Consider the following 17,867-nt stretch of genomic DNA (forward strand, 5'->3'; position numbering starts at 1 on the left):
GGACGACTTCGATCCGGTCCTCCGCTCAGCGAAGACGGTGCTGGGCGAAGAACTTCATGATGATCGGCGTCGCGTCGAGGACCGCCGGTTGATCCGAGTCCGGATTCGGCTGGGTGCTCGGCCAGTCGTGCCCGAGCCCGTCGATCCGGTAATGCACCACGTCGCCGCCCCGGTCGCACCCGAGCCATCGGCTGACCTGCACACCGTTGTCCTCGTCGCGGACCACCGGGCGGTCGGCGCAGCCGTTGCGGTCCGCCCAGCCCGACATCCAGTCCGGAAGCGGCGGCAAGCCCTTCTCCGGATTTCCGTCGTAGGGGATCGTGGTGTCCGCTGTCCCGTGGAAGTTCAGGATCGGAGCCGACCGCCGCGGCTCGCACGCACCGCCCTCGGGGTAGAAGGCACCGGACACCGGTGCGAACGCGGCGATCCGGCCGCTGAGCTGGCAAGCCAGCACCCCGGTGAAACCGCCGCCGTTGGACTTCCCGGCCGCGTAGATCCGCGTGGGGTCGACGCAGAAGTCCCGCTGCAACTCGTTGAGCAGGTCGCTGGTGAACAGCACGTCGTCGGCCGACGCCGAGTACGGCGCGCCCTGCCAGGCCGTTTCGCCGTCCGTGCCGACGAGTCCCAGCGGGTACACGGCAATGGCGTCGGTGGCGGAGAACCCGGACAGCTCGTCCTGGTACTCCGACGTCCGTCCGTGCCCGTGGAAGGACAGCACCAGCGAAGTCGGCTTGACCCAGCGGTAGTCCTGCGGCACGTGCACCAGGTAGCTGCGGGTCGCCCCGCCGGAGACGATCGTGCGCGTTTCCGACGTGCCCGGCGCTACCGGTGCGGACCGCGAGCAACCGGCGGAGGGGATCGGATGGTCGATCACCTGAGCCGGTTGAGCCTGCGCTGGCACTGCGCCCAGCGCCGTGGCGGCGCCGACCGCAGCGAGCACTGCCGCGAACCGTCTTTTCCGGACCGGTCGGGTAGTGCGGTGGGCGAACCCACGAATTGCACGGTAAGGCACCGTTGCCTCCCAGCTCGATCACTTCTCGGGTGCAACGATCATGGGCCAGCCGGGGCCACCGGTCACCGTTTTGTTCATTGCGTTCACGGATGGCGCCGCGCAATCCCGATGGGTGAAGAGTGAGGGGCACCCGTGACCAAGTAACTGGGTCACAGGTGCCCCTCACCTCGAAAAAATCAGCCTTCGGCGGCGAGTTGGCCGCAGGCCGCGGCGATTTCCTGGCCCCGGGTGTCGCGGACCGTGCAGGGCACGCCCGATTCGTTGACCCGGCGGACGAACTCGCGCTGCACGGGCTTCGGGCTGGCGTCCCACTTGCTGCCCGGCGTGGGGTTCAGCGGGATCAGGTTGACGTGCGCGAACTGGCCGAGGTGGCGGTGCAGCAGCTTGCCGAGCAGATCCGCGCGCCACGGCTGGTCGTTGATGTCGCGGATCAGCGCGTACTCGATCGACACCCGTCGCCCGGTGTGGTCGGCGTAGCCGCGGGCCGCTTCCAGCACCTCGGCTACCTTCCAGCGGTTGTTCACCGGCACCAGCGTGTCGCGCAGTTCGTCGTCCGGGGTGTGCAGCGACACCGCCAACGTGACGTGCAGGTTCTCCGCGGTCATCTTCTTGATCGCGGGCACCAGCCCGACCGTCGACACGGTGACCGACCGCTGCGAAAGGCCAAGCCCGTCCGGGGCCGGATCGCAGATCCGGTGCACCGCGTTGATCACCCGCCGGTAGTTGGCCAGCGGCTCGCCCATGCCCATGAACACGACGTTGGACAGCCGACCGGTCCCGCCGGGGATCTCCCCGTCGCGCATCATCGCCGCCGCCGACCGCACCTGGTCGACGATCTCGGCGGTCGACAGGTTGCGCTGCAGCCCGCCCTGCCCGGTGGCGCAGAACGGGCAGGCCATCCCGCACCCGGCTTGGCTGGAAATGCAGACCGTGGCGCGGTCCGGGTAGCGCATCAGCACGCTCTCCAGCAGCGTGCCGTCGTGCGCGCGCCAGAGCGTCTTGCGGGTCGTGCCGCTGTCGGTGTCGAGGTGCCGAACCGGGCTGAGCAGCGGCGGCAGCAGGCCCTCGGCGAGCTTCGCGCGACTGGCCGCCGGGATGTCGGTCATCGACGCCACATCGGCGTTGAGCCGACCGAAGTAGTGGTTCGCGAGCTGCTTGGCGCGAAACGGCTTCTCCCCCAGCTCGGTCACCGCGGCGCGCCGTTCGTCGGCGGAGAGGTCGGCGAGATGCCGCGGCGGCATGCCACGGCGCGGGGCGTCGAAGACGAGCGGAAGGGAAGTCGCAGACATAGCGCCGACCAGTGTCCCACGCCCCGAAACGACCTTGGTGGCCACCGTAAGGTCAGGTACAGTTTTCGGGATGGCGAAATCCGACTCCGCAATCTGCCGAAACATGTCTCTCGGTGTGGTGGCGTTCCTGGTGCTCAGCACCGCGTGCGGCACCGGGTTCAGCGAGCCGGATGACGGGCGCAAGCGCGTCGTCACCACCTTCACCGTGATCGCCGACATGGCCCGCAACATCGCCGGGGACAAGATCGTGGTGGAGTCGATCACCAAGCCGGGCACCGAGATCCACGAGTACGAACCCACCCCCAGCGACATGCTCAGGGCCGCCAAGGCCGACTTGGTGCTGGACAACGGACTCGGCCTGGAACGCTGGTTCGACAAGTTCGTGCAGCGCAGCGAGGCCGAGCACGTGACGCTGACCGAGGGCGTCGAACCGATCCCGATCCGCAGCGGCGAATACCAGGGCAAGGCCAATCCGCACGCGTGGATGTCGCCGCGCACCGCGATGACCTACGTCAACAACATCCGCGACACCTTCATCCGGCTCGACCCGGCCAACACCGCGACCTTCCACGCCAACGCCGAGCGCTACCTGCATCGCCTGACCGAGATCGACCAGTACCTGCGCGACGAGCTCGCGGCACTGCCCGAGCAGCACCGCGCGCTGGTCACCTGCGAGGGCGCCTTCTCCTACCTGGCCCGCGACGCGGGCCTGCGGGAGGCCTACCTGTGGCCGGTCAACAGCGATGCGGAGGGCACGCCGCAGCAGATCAAGGCCACCACCCGGTTCGTCCGGGACAACGCGGTGCCGACCGTGTTCTGCGAATCCACCGTCAACGACGAACCGCAGCAGCAGGTGGCCCGGGAAACCGGTGCGCGGCTCGGCGAAAAGCTCTACGTCGACTCGCTTTCCGGACCGGATGGCCCGGTGCCGACCTACCTCGACCTGCTGCGCCACGACGCGGAGGCGATCGTCGACGGACTGCGCGGAGGTGCCCGGTGACCCCGGCGATCAGCGCTCACGGCATCACCGTCCGCTACGGCGAGACGCTGGCCCTCGACGACGTGTCGGTGGACATCGGCACCGCCCGGATCTGCGGACTGCTCGGGATGAACGGCTCCGGCAAGTCGACGCTGTTCAAGGCGCTGATGGGGCTGGTCCGCCCCGACGCCGGGCACATCCGGCTGCTCGGCCACGACCAGCGGCAGGCCCGCCGGGACGGCCTGCTGTGCTACGTCCCGCAGTCCGAAGCGGTCGACTGGACGTTCCCGGTCACCGTCGCGGACGTGGTCATGATGGGCCGCTACGGCCACCTCGGCTTCACCCGGCGCGCCAGGCAAGCGGACAAGATCGCGGTGCGCGCGGCGCTGGAGCGGGTCGGGCTCGCGGAGCTGGCCGGAAATCCGATCGGTGCGCTCTCCGGCGGCCAGCGCAAACGCGCCTTCGTCGCTCGGGCCATCGCGCAGCAGGCACAACTGTTGTTCCTCGATGAGCCGTTCGCCGGGGTGGACAAGAAGTCCGAGGCGACGATCAGCGACCTGCTGCGGGCGCTGCGCGCCGAAGGCCGCACGGTGGTGATCTCCACCCACGACCTGGCCAGCGTCCCGGCGCTGTGCGACGAAGCGGTGCTGCTCCAGCAGCGGGTGATCGCGCACGGCCCGCTCGGCGAAGTCCTGGCACCCGAGTCCCTGGCCCGCACCTTCGGCGTCGAAACCGCCGGGGAGCCGTGATGAGTCCACCGACGACAGGCACGGAGGAGAACTGGTGAACGACATCGTCCAGTGGCTCGTCGAACCGCTGCAGTTCGGCTTCATGCAACGGGCGCTGCTGGTCAGCCTGGTGGCCGGGCTGGTCTGCGCGGTGCTGTCCTGCTGGGTGACGCTGATCGGCTGGTCGCTGCTCGGCGATGCGGTCTCGCACGCCGTGCTGCCCGGTGTCGTGCTGGCTTATGTGCTGGCCGTGCCGTTCTCCATCGGGGCGTTCCTGTTCGGCAGCCTCGCGGTCGGCCTGATCGCCGCGGTGCGCAGCACCACCCGGCTCAAGGGCGACACCGCGATCGGCGTGGTGTTCACCGGGCTGTTCGCGCTCGGCCTGGTGCTGGTCTCGCGCATCCCGAGCCAGGTGGATCTCAACCACATCCTGTTCGGCAACGTCCTGGGCGTCACCGACCACGACATCCTGCAGGTGCTGGTGATCGCGGCGATCGTGCTGGGCGTGGCGTTGCTCAAACGCCGGGACCTGACGCTCTACGCGTTCGACCCCACGCACGCGCACGCGATCGGCCTCAGCCCGCGCCGGATCAGCGCGCTGCTGCTGACGATGCTGGCGCTGACGGTCGTCGTGGCGCTGCAGGCCGTCGGCGTCATCCTGGTCACCGCCATGCTCATCACGCCCGGTGCGACGGCTTTCCTGCTGACCCGGCGGTTCCCGCGGATGCTCGCGGTGGCTGCCGCGCTGTCGGTGCTCAGCAGCGTCCTGGGCACCTACTTGAGCTTCCACGCCGACACTTCGACCGGCGGCATGATCGTGGTCTGCCAGACCGCGGTGTTCGCGCTCGTCTACCTCGGTGCGCCAGGTCAGGGGCTCATCCCGGGTGCGCTGCGCCGCCGCGCGGTGATCAACGGCCGCTCGCCCGTCGGCTCGTCGCCGCCCGTATCGTGAAAGTATGACGAGTATGGCCGAGCGCCCGTCGTCGTCCGTTGAGGACTACCTGAGGGCGATCTACGGGCTGAGCGAACGGGGCGTGCCCGTCACGAACGCCACCTTGACGCACCGGCTCGGCCTCAGCCCGTCCTCGGTATCGGGCATGATCAACAAACTCGCGCAGCTCGGCCTGGTCACGCACGTCCGCTACCGCAGCGTCGAACTGACCCCGGAAGGCCGCCGGTTGGCCTACAACGTGCTGCGCCGACACCGGCTCATCGAGTTGTTCCTGGTCGAGGAGCTCGAATACAGCTGGGACGAGGTGCACCGGGAGGCCGACGCGCTGGAGCACGCGGTGTCCGACGAGTTGGTCGAACACATCGCCACCAAGCTCGGCCACCCCACCCACGATCCGCACGGCGATCCGATCCCGACTGCCGAGGGCACCGTGGAAATGCCCGCGACGCTGCTGCTGGACCAGGTCGAGCCGGGCACGATCGGCACCATCGCGCGGGTGTGGGACACCGATTCGGAGCTGCTGCGCTATCTGACCGAGCACGGCATGACGCTGGGCTCGCGGATCGAGATCGTGGAGCGCAAACCCTTCGGCGGGCCACTGGTGGTGCGCGTCGGGGAGCCGCCGGACGAGGAAACCCATTTCGTGGGCGACGAGATCGCGGCCGCGCTATCGATCAGCGTGCACCGGTGAGCGGACCGCTTCGTCGGTGTGCCGCGCGCTGGCCGAACGCGGCACGACCGCTTGCGACGGTGTCCGCTCCAACGGATCGGCCGGCGGGTCGTCGCCGTAGACCTGTTCGGTCACCAGGCGACCGTGCAACTCGTCGGTGCGGTGCGCGCCCAACACCGCCAGCAGCAGGTCGAACCGGCTGTCGGTGAGCGCCACCGAGACGTAGCCGAACCCGGCGAGTCCGGTGAACACCAGGCCGGACACCCACCACACGGACCCGCCTTGCGCCAGGACCATCACCGCGACGGCGAGCACCAGGCCGGATGCGAACGCCATCGCACGCGCGATCGTCACCTGCCGCAGCAACGACCGGAACGCCGGGTACTGGTGGCAAAGCTGCCGGATGATGCGGGCTCGCTCGCGGCGGTCCAGCTGAGCAAGCCGACTCAAGCCCGCGGTGACCGGCTTCGCCGCGCGGTTGGTCATGGCTGCTCCTGTAACCCTGGTGCTTGCTTCGATCGGGGTCCTTGGCATGCATATCGGCACCCTGAGTGACCACTATTAGTCGATCACGCGGGCCGTCACGGAGCAAGGCGTCATTCGGGGGCGTTCGGATTGCGGAAAAGGCACCGATCAGTAACGTCGCTGGGCGGGTGTTTCAGCTTGATCGGCCACGCGGGTTTTCCGGACTGCGGGTCCGGTCACCCTGGGGTATCCGGAGAGCGCTTCGAAGTCTTCGATCTTGTTCTTCGAAGCGGCGCAGCCGCTTAGCCGACCGGGGCAACTCGCACCGCCGCGGGTTCTGAGGTTCCGCCACCTGCACCGCAACGCGAAACGAGTACGAAGACAGGTACTGAGGAGGAGCGATGGGGATCGCAGTTGGGGCTCCTGCCTGGGTGGATCTGGCCACGCCTGATGTCGCCGACGCCAGGGATTTCTACGCCGGGCTGTTCGGTTGGCACTGGATCCAACGCCCGGACTACAACATCGCGATGAAGGAGCACAAACCGGTCGCCGGGCTGCTGCTGCCGGAAACCGACGTACCGACCGCCTGGACCCTGTACCTGGAGTGCGGCTCGGCCCGCCGCGCGGTGGAACGCATCCGCGCACTCGGCGGGAAAGTGCTGGTTCCGCCGACGGAAACGCCCGCCGACGAAACGTTCCTGGTCGCCGAGGATCCCTCCGGAGCGATCATCGGCCTGTGGGAGGCGCCGCCGAACGGCACGTTCGGCCGCGACCACGCGGGCATGCTCTGCTGGGCCGAACTGCACACCCGCGACGGCTCGTCGGCCGATCCGTTCTACGCCGAACTGCTGGGCTACCGGCAGGAGCAGATCGGCGAGACGGGAAACGGTTTCGACTACACGGTCTGGTACGTCGACGACCTGCCGACCCTGGGTCGCTTCGAGACCAGTTCGGCGCTGCCCGAGGACGTGCCCGCGCACTGGCAGCTGTACTTCCAGGTCAACCCGGACCAGGACACCGACGCCGCAGCGGGCAAAGCGCTGGAACTGGGCGGGAAGGTGCTGCGCGAACCGTCGGACTCCCCGTATGGTCGCCTCGCCCTGCTCCAAGACGTCGTGGGCGCCACGTTCTTCGTCATCGACACCGCCCAACGCACCGGGGAATGATCACCTGAACGTGCCAGCGATCCGCGACAGTATCGCCCGCGCCTCGTCGCCTTGGGCGGCGACGCTCCACAGTTGATCCGTCAGCTTCCGATAGATACCGACCTGGTCGGGATCTGTGATGCGGAGTTCCGCAGTGATGTTCTCGACCAGCACCTGATCGTCGAGGATCCAGTACCCGTGCAACACGACGTGCGGAAGCTGCCGGGACACGGGTAGCAGGCCGACGCGGACGTTGGGCAGCCCAAGCGCCATCCCCAACCGATCGACCTGCCCAGCCATGACCGCACGAGACGCAACCGAATGCAGCAGCGCAACCTCGGCGATCAGGATCTCGATTCGCTTGTCCGGGCTGTAAAGCACTTCCTGCCGCCGAAGCCGCTCCCGAACCGACTCATCCAAATCCCGCGGAACGTCGAGCAAATCGGCCTGTTCCTCGAAAACGGTGCGAGCGTAGTCAGCCGTCTGCAACAAGCCCGGAACCACGTTGAGGCTCACGCCTCGAATCACCGAGGCCTGCTGCTCCAGGCCCCCAATGCGAACCTGCGCAACCCGGTGGCCGTCTTGAAGCTGACTGCGCCATGCCACCTGCTCACTGCTGATTGCTTGCTGACGACCAGTTCCATCCGACACGGATTCCTCCAAACGTGCCCTTGAACGCACCTCGATCTTGCGGGATTCTGTAGAAGAAATGTTCTCGTATGTTCTCCTTTGGAGGCAAGATGCACGCCAGATTTCTCGGCAAGGATCCTGGGTCCCAGGAGGGACAGTCGCCTACGCTCTTCGTGACAGACCGCACTGATCGGAAGACCTACATAGCGCAAGGGTGGGTTGTGACCGATCCGCAAGTACTCGCCGATGTGGGGCCGGTCCCCGAAGGCGAGGGCATCGTCGAGATCCCAGCCGATGTGCTGGCCTTCTACCAGCACGACCAACGGGAGGGAGACCGCTGAGCCTGCTGATCGGCGAAGAGTTCGGCAAACTCTTCCGAACTTTCGAGCACACAGCCTACCGACTCGAAACAAGAGACCAGTACCGCTCGCCGAGCGAGACCGACGCACTGCGCCAGTTCGTCGATGGCGAGGAGGTAGACCTCGGCTGGTTCCAGGGCTGGCTGCAGATGATTCGAAAAGCTACGACACACGGGCGCCGGTTCAGCCGCGTTCGTGTCGTCAGCGTTCCGTTGACGGACTACAGCCGGTTCGGGGTGTTCTGTGCGCAGTTCACCAATGCTGCGGGCGAGGACATTCGTTACCTCTCACGGGACCAAGCCGCAGATCTGCCCGACTACGATTACTGGCTGTTCGACTCGCGGAAGCTGGTCCGGATGCACTTCGACGACTCGGACAACTTCGTGGGCGGCGAAGTCATCGAAGACCACGAAGTGATCGTTCAGCACAACTACTGGCGAGACGCCGCCTGGCACAAGGCGGTACGGCGGGACGAATTTGCGACCAGGTAGAACATCGGGCAGCACCAGCGTCCACGAGGCGCGGATGGCGTTGGCCAGACGGCTCCGCGAGCTGCGTCAACAAGCCGGACTGACTGGCAGGCAGCTGGCGGAGTCGTTGTCCTGGGCTCCGTCGAAGATCTCGAAGCTGGAGAACGGCCGACAAACTCCTACCGCTGACGATATTCGCCGCTGGGCGAGATCGACCGGCAGCGAGCAGGAATCAGAAGCCTTGCTTGCTTCCCTCCGCACACTCGAAACGCAGCACGCCGAGTGGCAACGTCAGCTCAGTGGTGGCTTGCGGGCGCATCAGAACGAACTCTCCGAACTGGACGAGGCCACCCGTTTGTTCAGGGCTTTCGAGGCAACTTTCATACCAGGGCTCCTGCAAACCGCAGAGTATGCCCGTGCCCGCTTCACCCAGAGCATCACGGTCTTCAAAGTGCGCAACGACCTGGACGAAGCCGTGCGAGCTCGGGTCAGAAGGCAAGAGATTCTCTACCGACCGGACAAAACGTTCCACTTCGTGCTCACCGAAGCGGCCCTGCGCTACCGGCTTTGCCCGCCCGAAGTCATGCTCGGTCAGTTGGACCGGCTGATCTCGCTGAGCGGTTTGCCCAATGTGAGCCTCGGCATTATCGCGTTCGACGCGCCCTACGCCATCGCTCCTGCTCACGGCTTTTGGCTACTCGACAGCGACCGGGTGATGGTCGAGACGTTCTCCGCCGAGCTGAACCTAGCTCAGCCACAAGAGATCGAGTTGTACAGCGAGATCTTCGAATCTCTGGCGGCAGCCGCGAGTTACGGGCGCGCGGCCCGAGCGGTCATCACGCGCGTGATCGACGATCTCGTTCCAGAGACATCCGAAGATGGCGGCTAGTTTCTACTCCTGATCCACACAAGGATGGTTTCGAGAAATTTCAAGAAACTATCTAGATTGCAATCATTGTTGCTCCGTACCCTTCAATCCCAGGTTGCCGAATTGAAGGGATACAGAGCATGGCAGCGACGACGCATACGTGTGGGGATTGCAATGGGCGTGGGTGTGATCGGTGTGATTGGACCGGGTCGGTCACGATTGTTGATGACTGATGGGGTTGCTGGACCCGTCCGAGCTGCCCGCCGATGCGGTGGCCGAGACCGTCACCTTCGGACGGGGTAAGTCGCGGAAGAGCTTCACCTTCTACCGGGTGCCGATGCCCTGCCAGGGGCCCGCGCTGCGCCGGGACAGCAGTGGGCGCTACCTCGCCTACATGTACGCGCACTTCGTTTTCCACTGGTACGAAGGCGAAAGCGCGGTTCGGATCTTCCACGGCGACATCGACCACCCGAACAACTGGACGCTGCCCTGGACGTTCAACATCGAACGCGAGTGGGCGCGCGAGGTCCTGGCGGAACGAGCGAGGCAATGGACGAAAGAACACCTGGCCCGGTTCAGCAAGAAGTAGCGAGCACGATAGGCAGTCGACTGAGCGACCCGGCCCAACTGGCTGTTGTGCTGCGCCAAGCACAATGGGACATCGACAACCTGGCCTACGAGCTACCCACCCGCGACGCCGGAGCAGCGGAATGCCGCAAACTGGCTGACGACCTCACCAACCTCGCCACCCTGCTCCGCAGCTACCCCGGCTGAGCGTCACCGGTGTTTGGCTCGGTGGCGGGCTACCGCGTCGTTGTTCGCGCAGCGCAGCGAGCAGTACGTTCTTCGGCCGTTCCTGGAGGTGTCGACGAACGCGCGGTCGCACGCTTCGCGCGCGCACCGGCCGAGGCGGTCGGCTCCCGCGAAGCAGACCACGTAGGCGAGTCCGGCGGCGGTGACCGCTCGGACGTGGGCTGCCGAGTCCGCTCCCGGCGAGCTGTAGTGCAGGTGTGGCTGGCCGTCGTGCAGCGAGATGTAGGGCTGGCTGGCGGTGTCGGCTAGCAAGCCGTTGATCACTTCGCACCGCTGTCGCAGCTCTTGCCGGTCGAAGCAGGCGGCGAGCCGGTCGCACCATCGCGTCAACTCTTGGACGTGCTCGGTCGGCAGCGTGGCTTCCGCGACGCCGTGCGCGGACAGGATCGGCTCCAGCAGTTCAGGGGTGAGCGGCCTGCTCGCATTGACCAGATCCGCCGCCAAGCGGGCCGCCTCACCGCCGTATTCGTTGAACCGCACTTGGTCACCCCAGCAGCCGCAGTTCGTGACCGTCGAGGAAGATGCCGATACGTCCGCAGGCGCACCTCCGGTAGGTGATCTCGCCCTGCGACGTCCAGTGCCTGGACAGCACCGACCACCTCGCCCGGTCCGGCGGACATTTTCCGGCCCCTTCGCTCGCGCTGGTAACAGGCATGGCTTCAGCCTGGTGTCAGGGACTAATGCACTTCAACCATTACATCGGCGGCTGGTTGGTTACCGTGTTCCGACATGGGCCTGGAATGGGAGCAAACGGTGGTGGACGCCGCCAACCCCGCGATGCTGGGGCGCTGGTGGACGGCGGCGCTCGGCTGGGTGGTGATCAACGACTCGCCCACCGAGTACGAGATCCGCCCAGCACCGGATCGGCTACCAGGTCTGGTCTTCGTACCGGTGCCGGAAGCCAAGTCCGGGAAGAATCGGCTGCACATCGACCTCCGCCCGGACGACCAGGCAGCCGAAGTGCGACGGCTACTCGAACTCGGTGCGAAACACGCGCACATCGGTCAAAGGCGAACCGTGCCGTGGGTGGTGCTCGCCGACCCGGAGGGCAACGAATTCTGCGTCCTCGGCGAACGGCACGGGCACGTGCCATTCGCCGAGTCGTCAGCGGGTGGTTTGCCGATTTGACAGCCATCGCGGCAGGGGCGCACCGTCCGCCATGCGGACGGCGCGTGCGGGTCGCCTCGTGCTGGAGATTTGGTGGATTATCCGGAGAAATCGGCGGTTAGCCAGCGGTCCGGTCGGATTTCGATGTATTCCGGCTCGCCATTGCCGTTCCCGCCGCCGAGTTCCCACTCCGCCCACCCGTCGACCGCCTCCGCAGGCAGGTATCGGCGGCCGATGCTGACGAGTTCTTCCTTCGTCGGTCGTTCCTGCTTGACCACTGTCCCCTCGACGGTGACGTACTTGTACGGCACCTCCGGGTGTTGCACCGAGAAGGACAGCTTGCCCGCGCGCCGGATCAGTCGTGACTTGCGCTTGCCCTGCCTGGTGACGACGGCGATGTTGCCGCCCGGCTCGTACGCGTACCAGGTGGGTAGCGTCGCCGGCGGGCGATCGTCGTCGCTGATCACGCTCAGCACCCCGACGCGGGGCTCCGCCAGGAACTGCTCCCGTTCCTCCCGGCTGAGCTTTCGCGACCGACCGACGTTCTCGTCCAACTTCGTCTCCGCAGCCATCCGCGCTCCTGAAGGTCATGGGTGTTGACGAAGCAGTCCAACCGGTACGCCGCCCGGGTATTCCAGGCCGGTGACAAGCCCACCTGATGGGACCGGGATCATCGCCGCAGGCCGTTGAGCACGGCGCGGGCCACCGGAGTCGGCTGGTCGTCCTGAAGGTCGAGGTGCTGCTTGGCGTGCAGCGGGGGTTGCGCCATGAACCGCGGTGTTCGGCCGCGGTGCGGCTGCGCGGCGTGCACCAGGAAGGGGTGGCACAGGTAGACGTCACCGAGGACGCCCGTCGCCAGGGCAACCGGACGGTGCTCGGAGGCCGGAACGGCGTCCTGGCACAGCGACATCCATTCGCGTCCCTCCTCGCCGCCGGATTCGAGCAGCCGGGGCACGTCCAGATGGGACCCGACGCGGATCCGGGTTGGCGCGTCGTCGGGGCCGACGTCCGAGAACAGGAAGAGCATCAGCAGCGCACGCTCCCGAGACCGGAGGCTGAGCCTGCCCTCCCCCTGCGGCCCGGCGAAGCTTGCCTCCACGTGCCATCCATCATCGCCGGGCTCGCTGGAGCTGGGGAAGCGGACCGGGAAGGTGCCGAGACCGACGCGGGGAACCCAAGCGGTCAAACCGTTTTCCCGGCGCGCAGTTCGGGGATGGATCGGCTCAGGGGTGCAGCAGGCCGGTTGGTTTGCGGCGGGTGCGCAGGCGGTAGCCGACCGGGATCGAGCAGCCGGGGGTTTCGCGGGCCGCGCGGGCGGCGATCTTCGCCGAGAACTCGATGCCCAGCACCGCTTCGAGGCTCTCCCGATCGTCGAAGCGCCACAGGGTGTCCACCGAGACGCTGTCGAAATCATGGCGCCGGAAGAACTCCTCGACCGCCGCCGGGTCGATCTGCGGCGCATCCGCCCGCATCCAGTCGCCGTACGGCGGGCGGGACGCGTCGAGGTCGACGATCGCGATCGTGCCGCCCGGTCGCAGCACCCGCTCCGCCTCGGCCAGGCCCGGTTCGCAGCCGGGGCCGAAGAAGTAGGCCGTGCGGGCGTGCACCAGGTCGGCGCTGGCATCCGCGAGCGGCAGTTGCTGGGCGGACGCGATCCGCACGTCGACACCGGGCGTCGCCGCCAACCGGTCACGAGCGCGCTCGGCCAGCGGCGGATGCGGCTCGACACCGATCACCGTGCGGGCCGTCGCGGCGAACAGCGGCAGGTGGAAACCAGCACCGCAACCGATGTCCACCACGTCGAGACCCGCCCAGTCGCAGCGTTCCCGCAGAGCTCGCCACAACGCCCCGGTGCAGTCCTGGGCGCGGTTCTCCGTCTCGTAGAGCTCCGGCCAGTGCCAGATGTTCGGGCTCGGCGTGACCTGCGGCCGGGCCGATTTCCGCCAGGTGCGCATCAGGTCGGGATCAGCCAGAACAGCATCATCCAGGCCACCGCGGCAGAGGGCAGCAGGGAATCCATCCGGTCCATCAGGCCGCCGTGGCCCGGCAGCAGGTTGCCCATGTCCTTGATTCCGAGGTCGCGTTTGATCAGCGACTCCATCAGGTCGCCCAGCGTCGCGCTGCACACCAGCGCCGCGCCGAACAGCGCGCCCTCCCACCACTGGCCGTGCAGCAGCAGCGTCACCGACAGGATCCCGGCCACCACTCCGACCAGCATCGACCCGCCGAAGCCCTCCCAGGACTTCTTCGGGCTGACCTTCGGCGCCATCGGATGCCGTCCCAGCAGCACGCCGAAGGCGTAACCGCCGGTGTCCGAGGCGACCACCCCGATCATGAAGCACAGCGCCCGGAACGCACCGTCCTCCGGCCGCACCAGCATCGCCGCGAACGAGGCGAAGAGCGGCACGTAGGCGGCGGTGAACACCGAGGCGCTCACATCCCGCAGGTAGCCGTCAACCCCGTCGCGGAACCGCCACGCCAGGCACACCAGCGCGGTGATCGTGAACGCGACCAGGATGCCGCGCAACCCGAGCCAGGACAGCCAGACCATCGCCTGCCCGCCGACCAGTACCGGGATCAGCGAAACCCGGATCCCGGCGCCGCGCTTGAGCGCGTTGGCCAGTTCGACGGTGGACACGGCCACCGCGGCGGCGACGATCCCGATGAAGACGAACCGCACCATCAGCAGCGACAGGATGATGGCGGCACCGAGCACAACTCCGACACCGATGGCGGCACGGAGATCGCGTCCGGCCCGAGAAGGACGCGAGGGCGGGTCCGGGGTGTCAGCGGTCATCCCGGACTCACCTTCGCATTGGCCGGCCGTCACCACTCAGACCTCTAGCAGTTCTGCTTCCTTGTGCTTGACCAGCTCATCGATCTGGGCGACGTAGCGGTGCGTGAGGCTCTCCAGCTCCTTCTCACCACGGGTGCCCTCGTCTTCGCCGGCCTCGCCGTCCTTGACGATCCGGTCAATCTCTTCCTTGACCTTGCGGCGGATGCCGCGCACGGTGATCCGGCCTTCCTCGCCCTTGTGCTTGGCGAGCTTGACCATCTCCTTGCGGCGCTCCTCGGTCATCTGCGGGATCGACACCCTGATCAACTGACCGTCGTTGGACGGGTTGACCCCGAGGTCGGAGTCCCGGATGGCCTTCTCCATGGCCGCCAGCTGGCTGGCGTCATAGGGCTTGATGACCACCAGCCGCGCCTCCGGCACGGAGACACTGGCCAGCTGGTTCAACGGCGTCGGCGAACCGAAGTAGTCGACGACGATGCCGGAGAACATCGCGGGGTTCGCGCGGCCGGTGCGAACGGTGGCCAGGTCGTCCTTGGCGACCTGCACCGCCTTTTGCATCTTCTCCTCGCCTTCGAGAAGAGCTTCGTCGATCACGGCTGCTCCTTAAGTCTGCCGACCGGTGGACAATGCAAGTGTCGCCTGCTGCGCAGCGCGGCCCCAGGGCGGGCCCACTCCGGATCAGGATCCAGCACGCTCAGGCCGACGAGGCGGCCGGGGTGCTGACCAGCGTGCCGATCTTCTCACCGCTGACCGCGCGGGCGATGTTGCCTTCTTGCAGCAGGTTGAACACCAGGATCGGCATGTGGTTGTCCATGCAGAGGCTGAAGGCGGTCGCGTCGGCGACCTTCAGACCGCGTTCCAGCACCTCGCGGTGCGTGATGTGGTCGAACAGCTTCGCGTCCGGCGTGGTCTTCGGGTCGGCGGTGTAGACCCCGTCGACGGCCTTGGCCATCAGCACCACCTCGCAACCGATCTCCAACGCGCGCTGCGCCGCGGTGGTGTCGGTGGAGAAGTACGGCATCCCGGTGCCCGCCCCGAAGATGACCACCCGGCCCTTCTCCATGTGCCGCATGGCACGCCGCGGGATGTAGGGCTCGGCGACCTGGCCCATGGTGATCGCGGTCATCACCCGCGTGTCGATGCCGTGCTCGCGCTCCAGGAAGTCCTGCAGGGCCAGGCAGTTCATCACGGTGCCCAGCATCGCCATGTAGTCCCCGCGCGCGCGTTCCATGCCGCGCTGCTGCAGTTCGGCTCCGCGGAAGAAGTTGCCACCACCGATCACGATGGCCACCTCGACGCCGTCGGCGACGATCTCGGCGATCTGCCTGGCTACCGTGCCGACCACGTCCGGATCGATGCCGACGCTGCCCCCGCCGAACATTTCGCCGCCCAGTTTGAGCAGTACTCGGGCATAACCACGCTGCGCTGGGTCGTCGACGGTCACTGGTTCCTCCCGCGAGGTTCGGAATGGCTGGTTGAGGATGTGCGGGTTGGCTCGCGCAGCTGCTCGGTGTCGCGAGCGCTGGAAAACACCGCGCGGATCGGTCTGCTCGCCGACGACGGCGCCGCAACCTTGCGAAAACGCCCCGCCTTGCGAACCAAGGCGGGGCGCCGATGCCGTATCCCACGGCCGTCGCGCCGACCGGTCCACCGCGCCTGGTGGACCGGCGACACGCTACCTACCGGCCCGCCCGGCATGCGCCGGAGCGCGGCCGGTCAGGCCTGGCCGACCTCGAACCGGACGAAGCCGGTGACCGTCACGCCAGCCTCGTCGAGCAGCGCCTTGACGGTCTTCTTGTTGTCCTGCACGGACGGCTGGTCCAGCAGGGCGTTCTCCTTGAAGAACCCGTTCAGGCGACCCTCGACGATCTTCGGCAGAGCCTTCTCCGGCTTGCCCTCGGCCTTCGCCGTCTCCTCGGCGATGCGCCGCTCGTTGGCGACGATGTCCTCCGGGACCTCGTCGCGGCTGAGGTACTTCGGCTTGAGCGCGGCGACCTGCATGGCGGCGCCGCGCGCGACCTCCTGGGTCGGGCCGCTGTACTCGACCAGCACGCCGACCGCCGGGGGCAGGTCCTGGGAGCGGCGGTGCAGGTAGGTGGCCACCTCGCCGTCGAACCTGGCGACCCGGCGCAGCTCCAGCTTCTCGCCGATCTTGGCGGACAGCTCCTGGATGACCTCCGAGACGGTCTTGCCGTCCAGCGGGGCGGCCAGGGCGGTCTCCAAGTCACCGGCACCAGCGGCCTTGACCGCGGCGACGATCTTGTTGGCCAGCTCGATGAACTCGTCGTTCTTGGCGACGAAGTCGGTCTCGCTGTTCAGCTCGATCAGCACACCGCCGTCGGCGGCGACCAAGCCCTCGGCGGTGGCGCGCTCGGCGCGCTTGCCCACGTCCTTGGCGCCCTTGATGCGCAGGCTCTCGACGGCCTTGTCGAAGTCGCCGTCGGCCTGCTCAAGAGCCTTCTTGCAGTCCATCATTCCGGCGCCGGTCAGCTCGCGAAGACGCTTGACGTCGGCCGCACTGAAGTTCGCCATCGTGCGTTATCCGTCCCTCTTAGTACGCAGCTTCGAAGGTCTTGCAGACATCAGCCGGGTCGCGTCCCGCAGCGTTCGACCAGCTCAGTGGGGATGCGTACCCGGCATTGGTGGCGTCTGCCAGTGTGCCTGGCAGACAGCGAGACCGCGCTGCGCGCCCACCGTGCGGCGGGCGCGCAGCAACCGGACTCAGGACTGCGCGGCGGCCTCGCCGCCCTCCGCGGCCTGACCGGAACCGGCGAGCAGCTCCTTCTCCCACTCGGCCAGCGGCTCGGCGCCAGCGGCGGGCTTCTCCTCGCCTTCCGGGGCACCGTTGGTGCGGCCGCTGCGGGCCATCAGGCCTTCGGCGACACCGTCGGCGACCACGCGGGTCAGCAGGGCTGCGGACCGGATCGCGTCGTCGTTGCCCGGGATCGGGTAGTCGACCTCGTCCGGATCGCAGTTGGTGTCCAGGATCGCCACGACCGGGATGCCCAGCTTGCGGGCCTCGCCCACGGCGATGTGCTCCTTCTTGGTGTCCACGATCCACACGGCGCTGGGCACCTTGCTCATGTCGCGAATACCACCGAGGGTCTTTTCGAGCTTGTCCTTCTCGCGGGTCAGCATCAAGATCTCCTTCTTGGTGCGACCCTCGAAGCCCCCGGTCTGCTCCATGGTCTCAAGTTCCTTGAGGCGCTGCAGACGCTTGTGGACGGTCTGGAAGTTGGTGAGCATGCCACCCAGCCAACGCTGGTTGACGAACGGCATGCCGACCCGCAGGGCCTGCTCGGCGATCGCTTCCTGCGCCTGCTTCTTGGTGCCGACGAACAGGATCGTCCCGCCGTGCGCGACCGTCTGCTTGACGAAGTCGAACGCCCCGTCGATGTAGGTCAGCGTCTGCTGCAGGTCGATGATGTAGATGCCGTTGCGCTCGGTGAAGATGTAGCGCTTCATCTTCGGGTTCCAGCGCCGGGTCTGGTGCCCGAAGTGCACGCCGCTGTCGAGCAGCTGTTTCATGGTGACGACGGCCATGGCCTGATTCGCACCTCTTGAGTCGGGCGCGCCCCGCGGG

At 67.2% G+C, this 17,867-nt stretch carries 24 protein-coding genes; 10 read left to right on the top strand and 14 right to left on the bottom strand.

Annotated elements, in window-relative coordinates:
• Positions 1–25 precede the first annotated feature (25 nt).
• Together ACTWQN_RS20490 and rlmN are read right to left on the bottom strand one after the other, a co-directional pair.
• Positions 26–940, bottom strand: coding sequence for a CE1 family esterase (locus ACTWQN_RS20490; protein WP_443205118.1), 915 nt, complete (start codon positions 938–940; stop codon positions 26–28).
• Between the two features lie 248 nt (positions 941–1,188).
• Positions 1,189–2,301 carry a dual-specificity RNA methyltransferase RlmN gene (gene rlmN / locus ACTWQN_RS20495; RefSeq protein ID WP_443205119.1) on the bottom strand — a complete coding sequence of 371 codons (1,113 nt, stop codon included), beginning with the start codon at positions 2,299–2,301 and terminating at the stop codon, positions 1,189–1,191.
• A gap of 103 nt (positions 2,302–2,404) precedes the next feature.
• On the opposite strand from rlmN, the gene ACTWQN_RS20500 reads away from it, so the two are divergent.
• The 4 genes from ACTWQN_RS20500 to ACTWQN_RS20515 are packed head-to-tail and all read left to right on the top strand — an operon-like array spanning position 2,405 to position 5,651.
• Positions 2,405–3,301 carry a metal ABC transporter substrate-binding protein gene (locus ACTWQN_RS20500; protein ID WP_443205120.1) on the top strand — a complete coding sequence of 299 codons (897 nt, stop codon included), beginning with the start codon at positions 2,405–2,407 and terminating at the stop codon, positions 3,299–3,301.
• Positions 3,298–4,029, top strand: coding sequence for a metal ABC transporter ATP-binding protein (locus ACTWQN_RS20505; RefSeq protein ID WP_443205121.1), 732 nt, complete (start codon positions 3,298–3,300; stop codon positions 4,027–4,029). Before ACTWQN_RS20500 ends, ACTWQN_RS20505 begins: the two co-directional genes overlap by 4 nt.
• A 34-nt stretch (positions 4,030–4,063) precedes the next feature.
• On the top strand, positions 4,064–4,960 hold the full coding sequence (locus ACTWQN_RS20510) for a metal ABC transporter permease (RefSeq protein WP_443205122.1): 897 nt from the start codon (positions 4,064–4,066) through the stop codon (positions 4,958–4,960).
• 13 nt (positions 4,961–4,973) lie between these two features.
• Positions 4,974–5,651, top strand: coding sequence for a metal-dependent transcriptional regulator (locus ACTWQN_RS20515; RefSeq protein ID WP_443205155.1), 678 nt, complete (start codon positions 4,974–4,976; stop codon positions 5,649–5,651).
• Here ACTWQN_RS20515 and ACTWQN_RS20520 read toward each other — a convergent pair.
• A complete protein-coding gene (locus ACTWQN_RS20520) occupies positions 5,628–6,116 on the bottom strand; it encodes a hypothetical protein (protein WP_443205123.1) in 489 nt (162 codons plus the stop codon). The two genes, ACTWQN_RS20515 and ACTWQN_RS20520, sit on opposite strands and share 24 nt — an antisense overlap.
• Before the next feature lie 380 nt (positions 6,117–6,496).
• Between ACTWQN_RS20520 and ACTWQN_RS20525 the strand changes: the two genes are divergently transcribed.
• Positions 6,497–7,261 carry a VOC family protein gene (locus ACTWQN_RS20525; RefSeq protein WP_443205124.1) on the top strand — a complete coding sequence of 255 codons (765 nt, stop codon included), beginning with the start codon at positions 6,497–6,499 and terminating at the stop codon, positions 7,259–7,261.
• On the opposite strand, the gene ACTWQN_RS20530 is transcribed toward ACTWQN_RS20525, so the two are convergent.
• Positions 7,262–7,891 (bottom strand): DUF5753 domain-containing protein, encoded by a 630-nt coding sequence (locus ACTWQN_RS20530; protein WP_443205125.1) that lies wholly within the window; start codon positions 7,889–7,891, stop codon positions 7,262–7,264.
• A gap of 328 nt (positions 7,892–8,219) precedes the next feature.
• On the opposite strand from ACTWQN_RS20530, the gene ACTWQN_RS20535 reads away from it, so the two are divergent.
• The 4 genes from ACTWQN_RS20535 to ACTWQN_RS20550 all read left to right on the top strand — a co-directional run bounded on the left by ACTWQN_RS20535 (position 8,220) and on the right by ACTWQN_RS20550 (position 10,341).
• On the top strand, positions 8,220–8,720 hold the full coding sequence (locus ACTWQN_RS20535; protein ID WP_443205156.1) for a DUF6879 family protein: 501 nt from the start codon (positions 8,220–8,222) through the stop codon (positions 8,718–8,720).
• A 34-nt stretch (positions 8,721–8,754) separates the two neighbouring features.
• Complete coding sequence (locus tag ACTWQN_RS20540; RefSeq protein WP_443205126.1) at positions 8,755–9,588, top strand: helix-turn-helix domain-containing protein; 834 nt, start codon at positions 8,755–8,757, stop codon at positions 9,586–9,588.
• A 211-nt stretch (positions 9,589–9,799) separates the two neighbouring features.
• Entirely contained in the window at positions 9,800–10,156 is a 357-nt protein-coding gene (locus ACTWQN_RS20545) for a hypothetical protein (protein WP_443205127.1), read from the top strand.
• A 47-nt stretch (positions 10,157–10,203) separates the two neighbouring features.
• Positions 10,204–10,341, top strand: a complete 138-nt coding sequence (locus ACTWQN_RS20550) for a hypothetical protein (RefSeq protein ID WP_443205128.1) — start codon at positions 10,204–10,206, stop codon at positions 10,339–10,341.
• A 3-nt stretch (positions 10,342–10,344) separates the two neighbouring features.
• On the opposite strand, the gene ACTWQN_RS20555 is transcribed toward ACTWQN_RS20550, so the two are convergent.
• Both ACTWQN_RS20555 and ACTWQN_RS20560 read right to left on the bottom strand, forming a co-directional pair.
• Positions 10,345–10,860 (bottom strand): CGNR zinc finger domain-containing protein, encoded by a 516-nt coding sequence (locus ACTWQN_RS20555; RefSeq protein WP_443205129.1) that lies wholly within the window; start codon positions 10,858–10,860, stop codon positions 10,345–10,347.
• Positions 10,861–10,864: 4 nt separating this feature from the next.
• Positions 10,865–11,035 carry a hypothetical protein gene (locus ACTWQN_RS20560; RefSeq protein ID WP_443205130.1) on the bottom strand — a complete coding sequence of 57 codons (171 nt, stop codon included), beginning with the start codon at positions 11,033–11,035 and terminating at the stop codon, positions 10,865–10,867.
• Between the two features lie 74 nt (positions 11,036–11,109).
• Here ACTWQN_RS20560 and ACTWQN_RS20565 point away from each other — a divergent pair, with 74 nt between their 5' ends.
• On the top strand, positions 11,110–11,508 hold the full coding sequence (locus ACTWQN_RS20565; RefSeq protein ID WP_443205131.1) for a VOC family protein: 399 nt from the start codon (positions 11,110–11,112) through the stop codon (positions 11,506–11,508).
• A gap of 77 nt (positions 11,509–11,585) precedes the next feature.
• Here the strand turns inward: ACTWQN_RS20565 and ACTWQN_RS20570 are convergent, their stop codons facing one another.
• The 8 genes from ACTWQN_RS20570 to rpsB all read right to left on the bottom strand — a co-directional run bounded on the left by ACTWQN_RS20570 (position 11,586) and on the right by rpsB (position 17,827).
• The gene (locus ACTWQN_RS20570) at positions 11,586–12,059 is read right to left on the bottom strand and encodes a pyridoxamine 5'-phosphate oxidase family protein (RefSeq protein ID WP_443205132.1); all 474 of its coding nucleotides are present in this window, start codon (positions 12,057–12,059) and stop codon (positions 11,586–11,588) included.
• A gap of 98 nt (positions 12,060–12,157) precedes the next feature.
• Entirely contained in the window at positions 12,158–12,673 is a 516-nt protein-coding gene (locus tag ACTWQN_RS20575) for a phytanoyl-CoA dioxygenase family protein (protein WP_443205133.1), read from the bottom strand.
• Between the two features lie 37 nt (positions 12,674–12,710).
• Entirely contained in the window at positions 12,711–13,442 is a 732-nt protein-coding gene (locus tag ACTWQN_RS20580) for a class I SAM-dependent methyltransferase (RefSeq protein WP_443205134.1), read from the bottom strand.
• Positions 13,442–14,284: a phosphatidate cytidylyltransferase gene (locus ACTWQN_RS20585; RefSeq protein WP_443205135.1), complete on the bottom strand. Its 843-nt coding sequence runs from the start codon at positions 14,282–14,284 to the stop codon at positions 13,442–13,444. The genes ACTWQN_RS20580 and ACTWQN_RS20585 overlap by 1 nt, the downstream gene beginning before the upstream one ends.
• A 36-nt stretch (positions 14,285–14,320) precedes the next feature.
• Entirely contained in the window at positions 14,321–14,878 is a 558-nt protein-coding gene (gene frr / locus ACTWQN_RS20590) for a ribosome recycling factor (RefSeq protein ID WP_443205136.1), read from the bottom strand.
• A gap of 100 nt (positions 14,879–14,978) precedes the next feature.
• Positions 14,979–15,728 carry a UMP kinase gene (pyrH, locus tag ACTWQN_RS20595; protein ID WP_443205137.1) on the bottom strand — a complete coding sequence of 250 codons (750 nt, stop codon included), beginning with the start codon at positions 15,726–15,728 and terminating at the stop codon, positions 14,979–14,981.
• Positions 15,729–16,000: 272 nt separating this feature from the next.
• Positions 16,001–16,816, bottom strand: a complete 816-nt coding sequence (gene tsf, locus ACTWQN_RS20600; protein ID WP_443205138.1) for a translation elongation factor Ts — start codon at positions 16,814–16,816, stop codon at positions 16,001–16,003.
• 189 nt (positions 16,817–17,005) lie between these two features.
• Positions 17,006–17,827 carry a 30S ribosomal protein S2 gene (rpsB, locus tag ACTWQN_RS20605; protein ID WP_443205139.1) on the bottom strand — a complete coding sequence of 274 codons (822 nt, stop codon included), beginning with the start codon at positions 17,825–17,827 and terminating at the stop codon, positions 17,006–17,008.
• Positions 17,828–17,867: the final 40 nt, after the last annotated feature.

Source organism: Saccharopolyspora antiqui (assembly GCF_052246905.1).
Lineage (GTDB): Bacteria > Actinomycetota > Actinomycetes > Mycobacteriales > Pseudonocardiaceae > Saccharopolyspora.

Coding starts and splice junctions, on each gene's coding strand:
- ACTWQN_RS20585 (WP_443205135.1), bottom strand. CDS start 14,284: ATGACCGCTGACACCCCGGACCCGCCCTCGCGTCCTTCTCGGGCCGGA.
- ACTWQN_RS20565 (WP_443205131.1), top strand. CDS start 11,110: ATGGGCCTGGAATGGGAGCAAACGGTGGTGGACGCCGCCAACCCCGCG.
- rpsB (WP_443205139.1), bottom strand. CDS start 17,827: ATGGCCGTCGTCACCATGAAACAGCTGCTCGACAGCGGCGTGCACTTC.
- ACTWQN_RS20545 (WP_443205127.1), top strand. CDS start 9,800: ATGGGGTTGCTGGACCCGTCCGAGCTGCCCGCCGATGCGGTGGCCGAG.
- rlmN (WP_443205119.1), bottom strand. CDS start 2,301: ATGTCTGCGACTTCCCTTCCGCTCGTCTTCGACGCCCCGCGCCGTGGC.
- ACTWQN_RS20520 (WP_443205123.1), bottom strand. CDS start 6,116: ATGACCAACCGCGCGGCGAAGCCGGTCACCGCGGGCTTGAGTCGGCTT.
- ACTWQN_RS20580 (WP_443205134.1), bottom strand. CDS start 13,442: ATGCGCACCTGGCGGAAATCGGCCCGGCCGCAGGTCACGCCGAGCCCG.
- ACTWQN_RS20525 (WP_443205124.1), top strand. CDS start 6,497: ATGGGGATCGCAGTTGGGGCTCCTGCCTGGGTGGATCTGGCCACGCCT.
- ACTWQN_RS20500 (WP_443205120.1), top strand. CDS start 2,405: ATGTCTCTCGGTGTGGTGGCGTTCCTGGTGCTCAGCACCGCGTGCGGC.
- ACTWQN_RS20570 (WP_443205132.1), bottom strand. CDS start 12,059: ATGGCTGCGGAGACGAAGTTGGACGAGAACGTCGGTCGGTCGCGAAAG.
- ACTWQN_RS20540 (WP_443205126.1), top strand. CDS start 8,755: ATGGCGTTGGCCAGACGGCTCCGCGAGCTGCGTCAACAAGCCGGACTG.
- tsf (WP_443205138.1), bottom strand. CDS start 16,816: ATGGCGAACTTCAGTGCGGCCGACGTCAAGCGTCTTCGCGAGCTGACC.
- ACTWQN_RS20515 (WP_443205155.1), top strand. CDS start 4,974: ATGGCCGAGCGCCCGTCGTCGTCCGTTGAGGACTACCTGAGGGCGATC.
- ACTWQN_RS20560 (WP_443205130.1), bottom strand. CDS start 11,035: ATGCCTGTTACCAGCGCGAGCGAAGGGGCCGGAAAATGTCCGCCGGAC.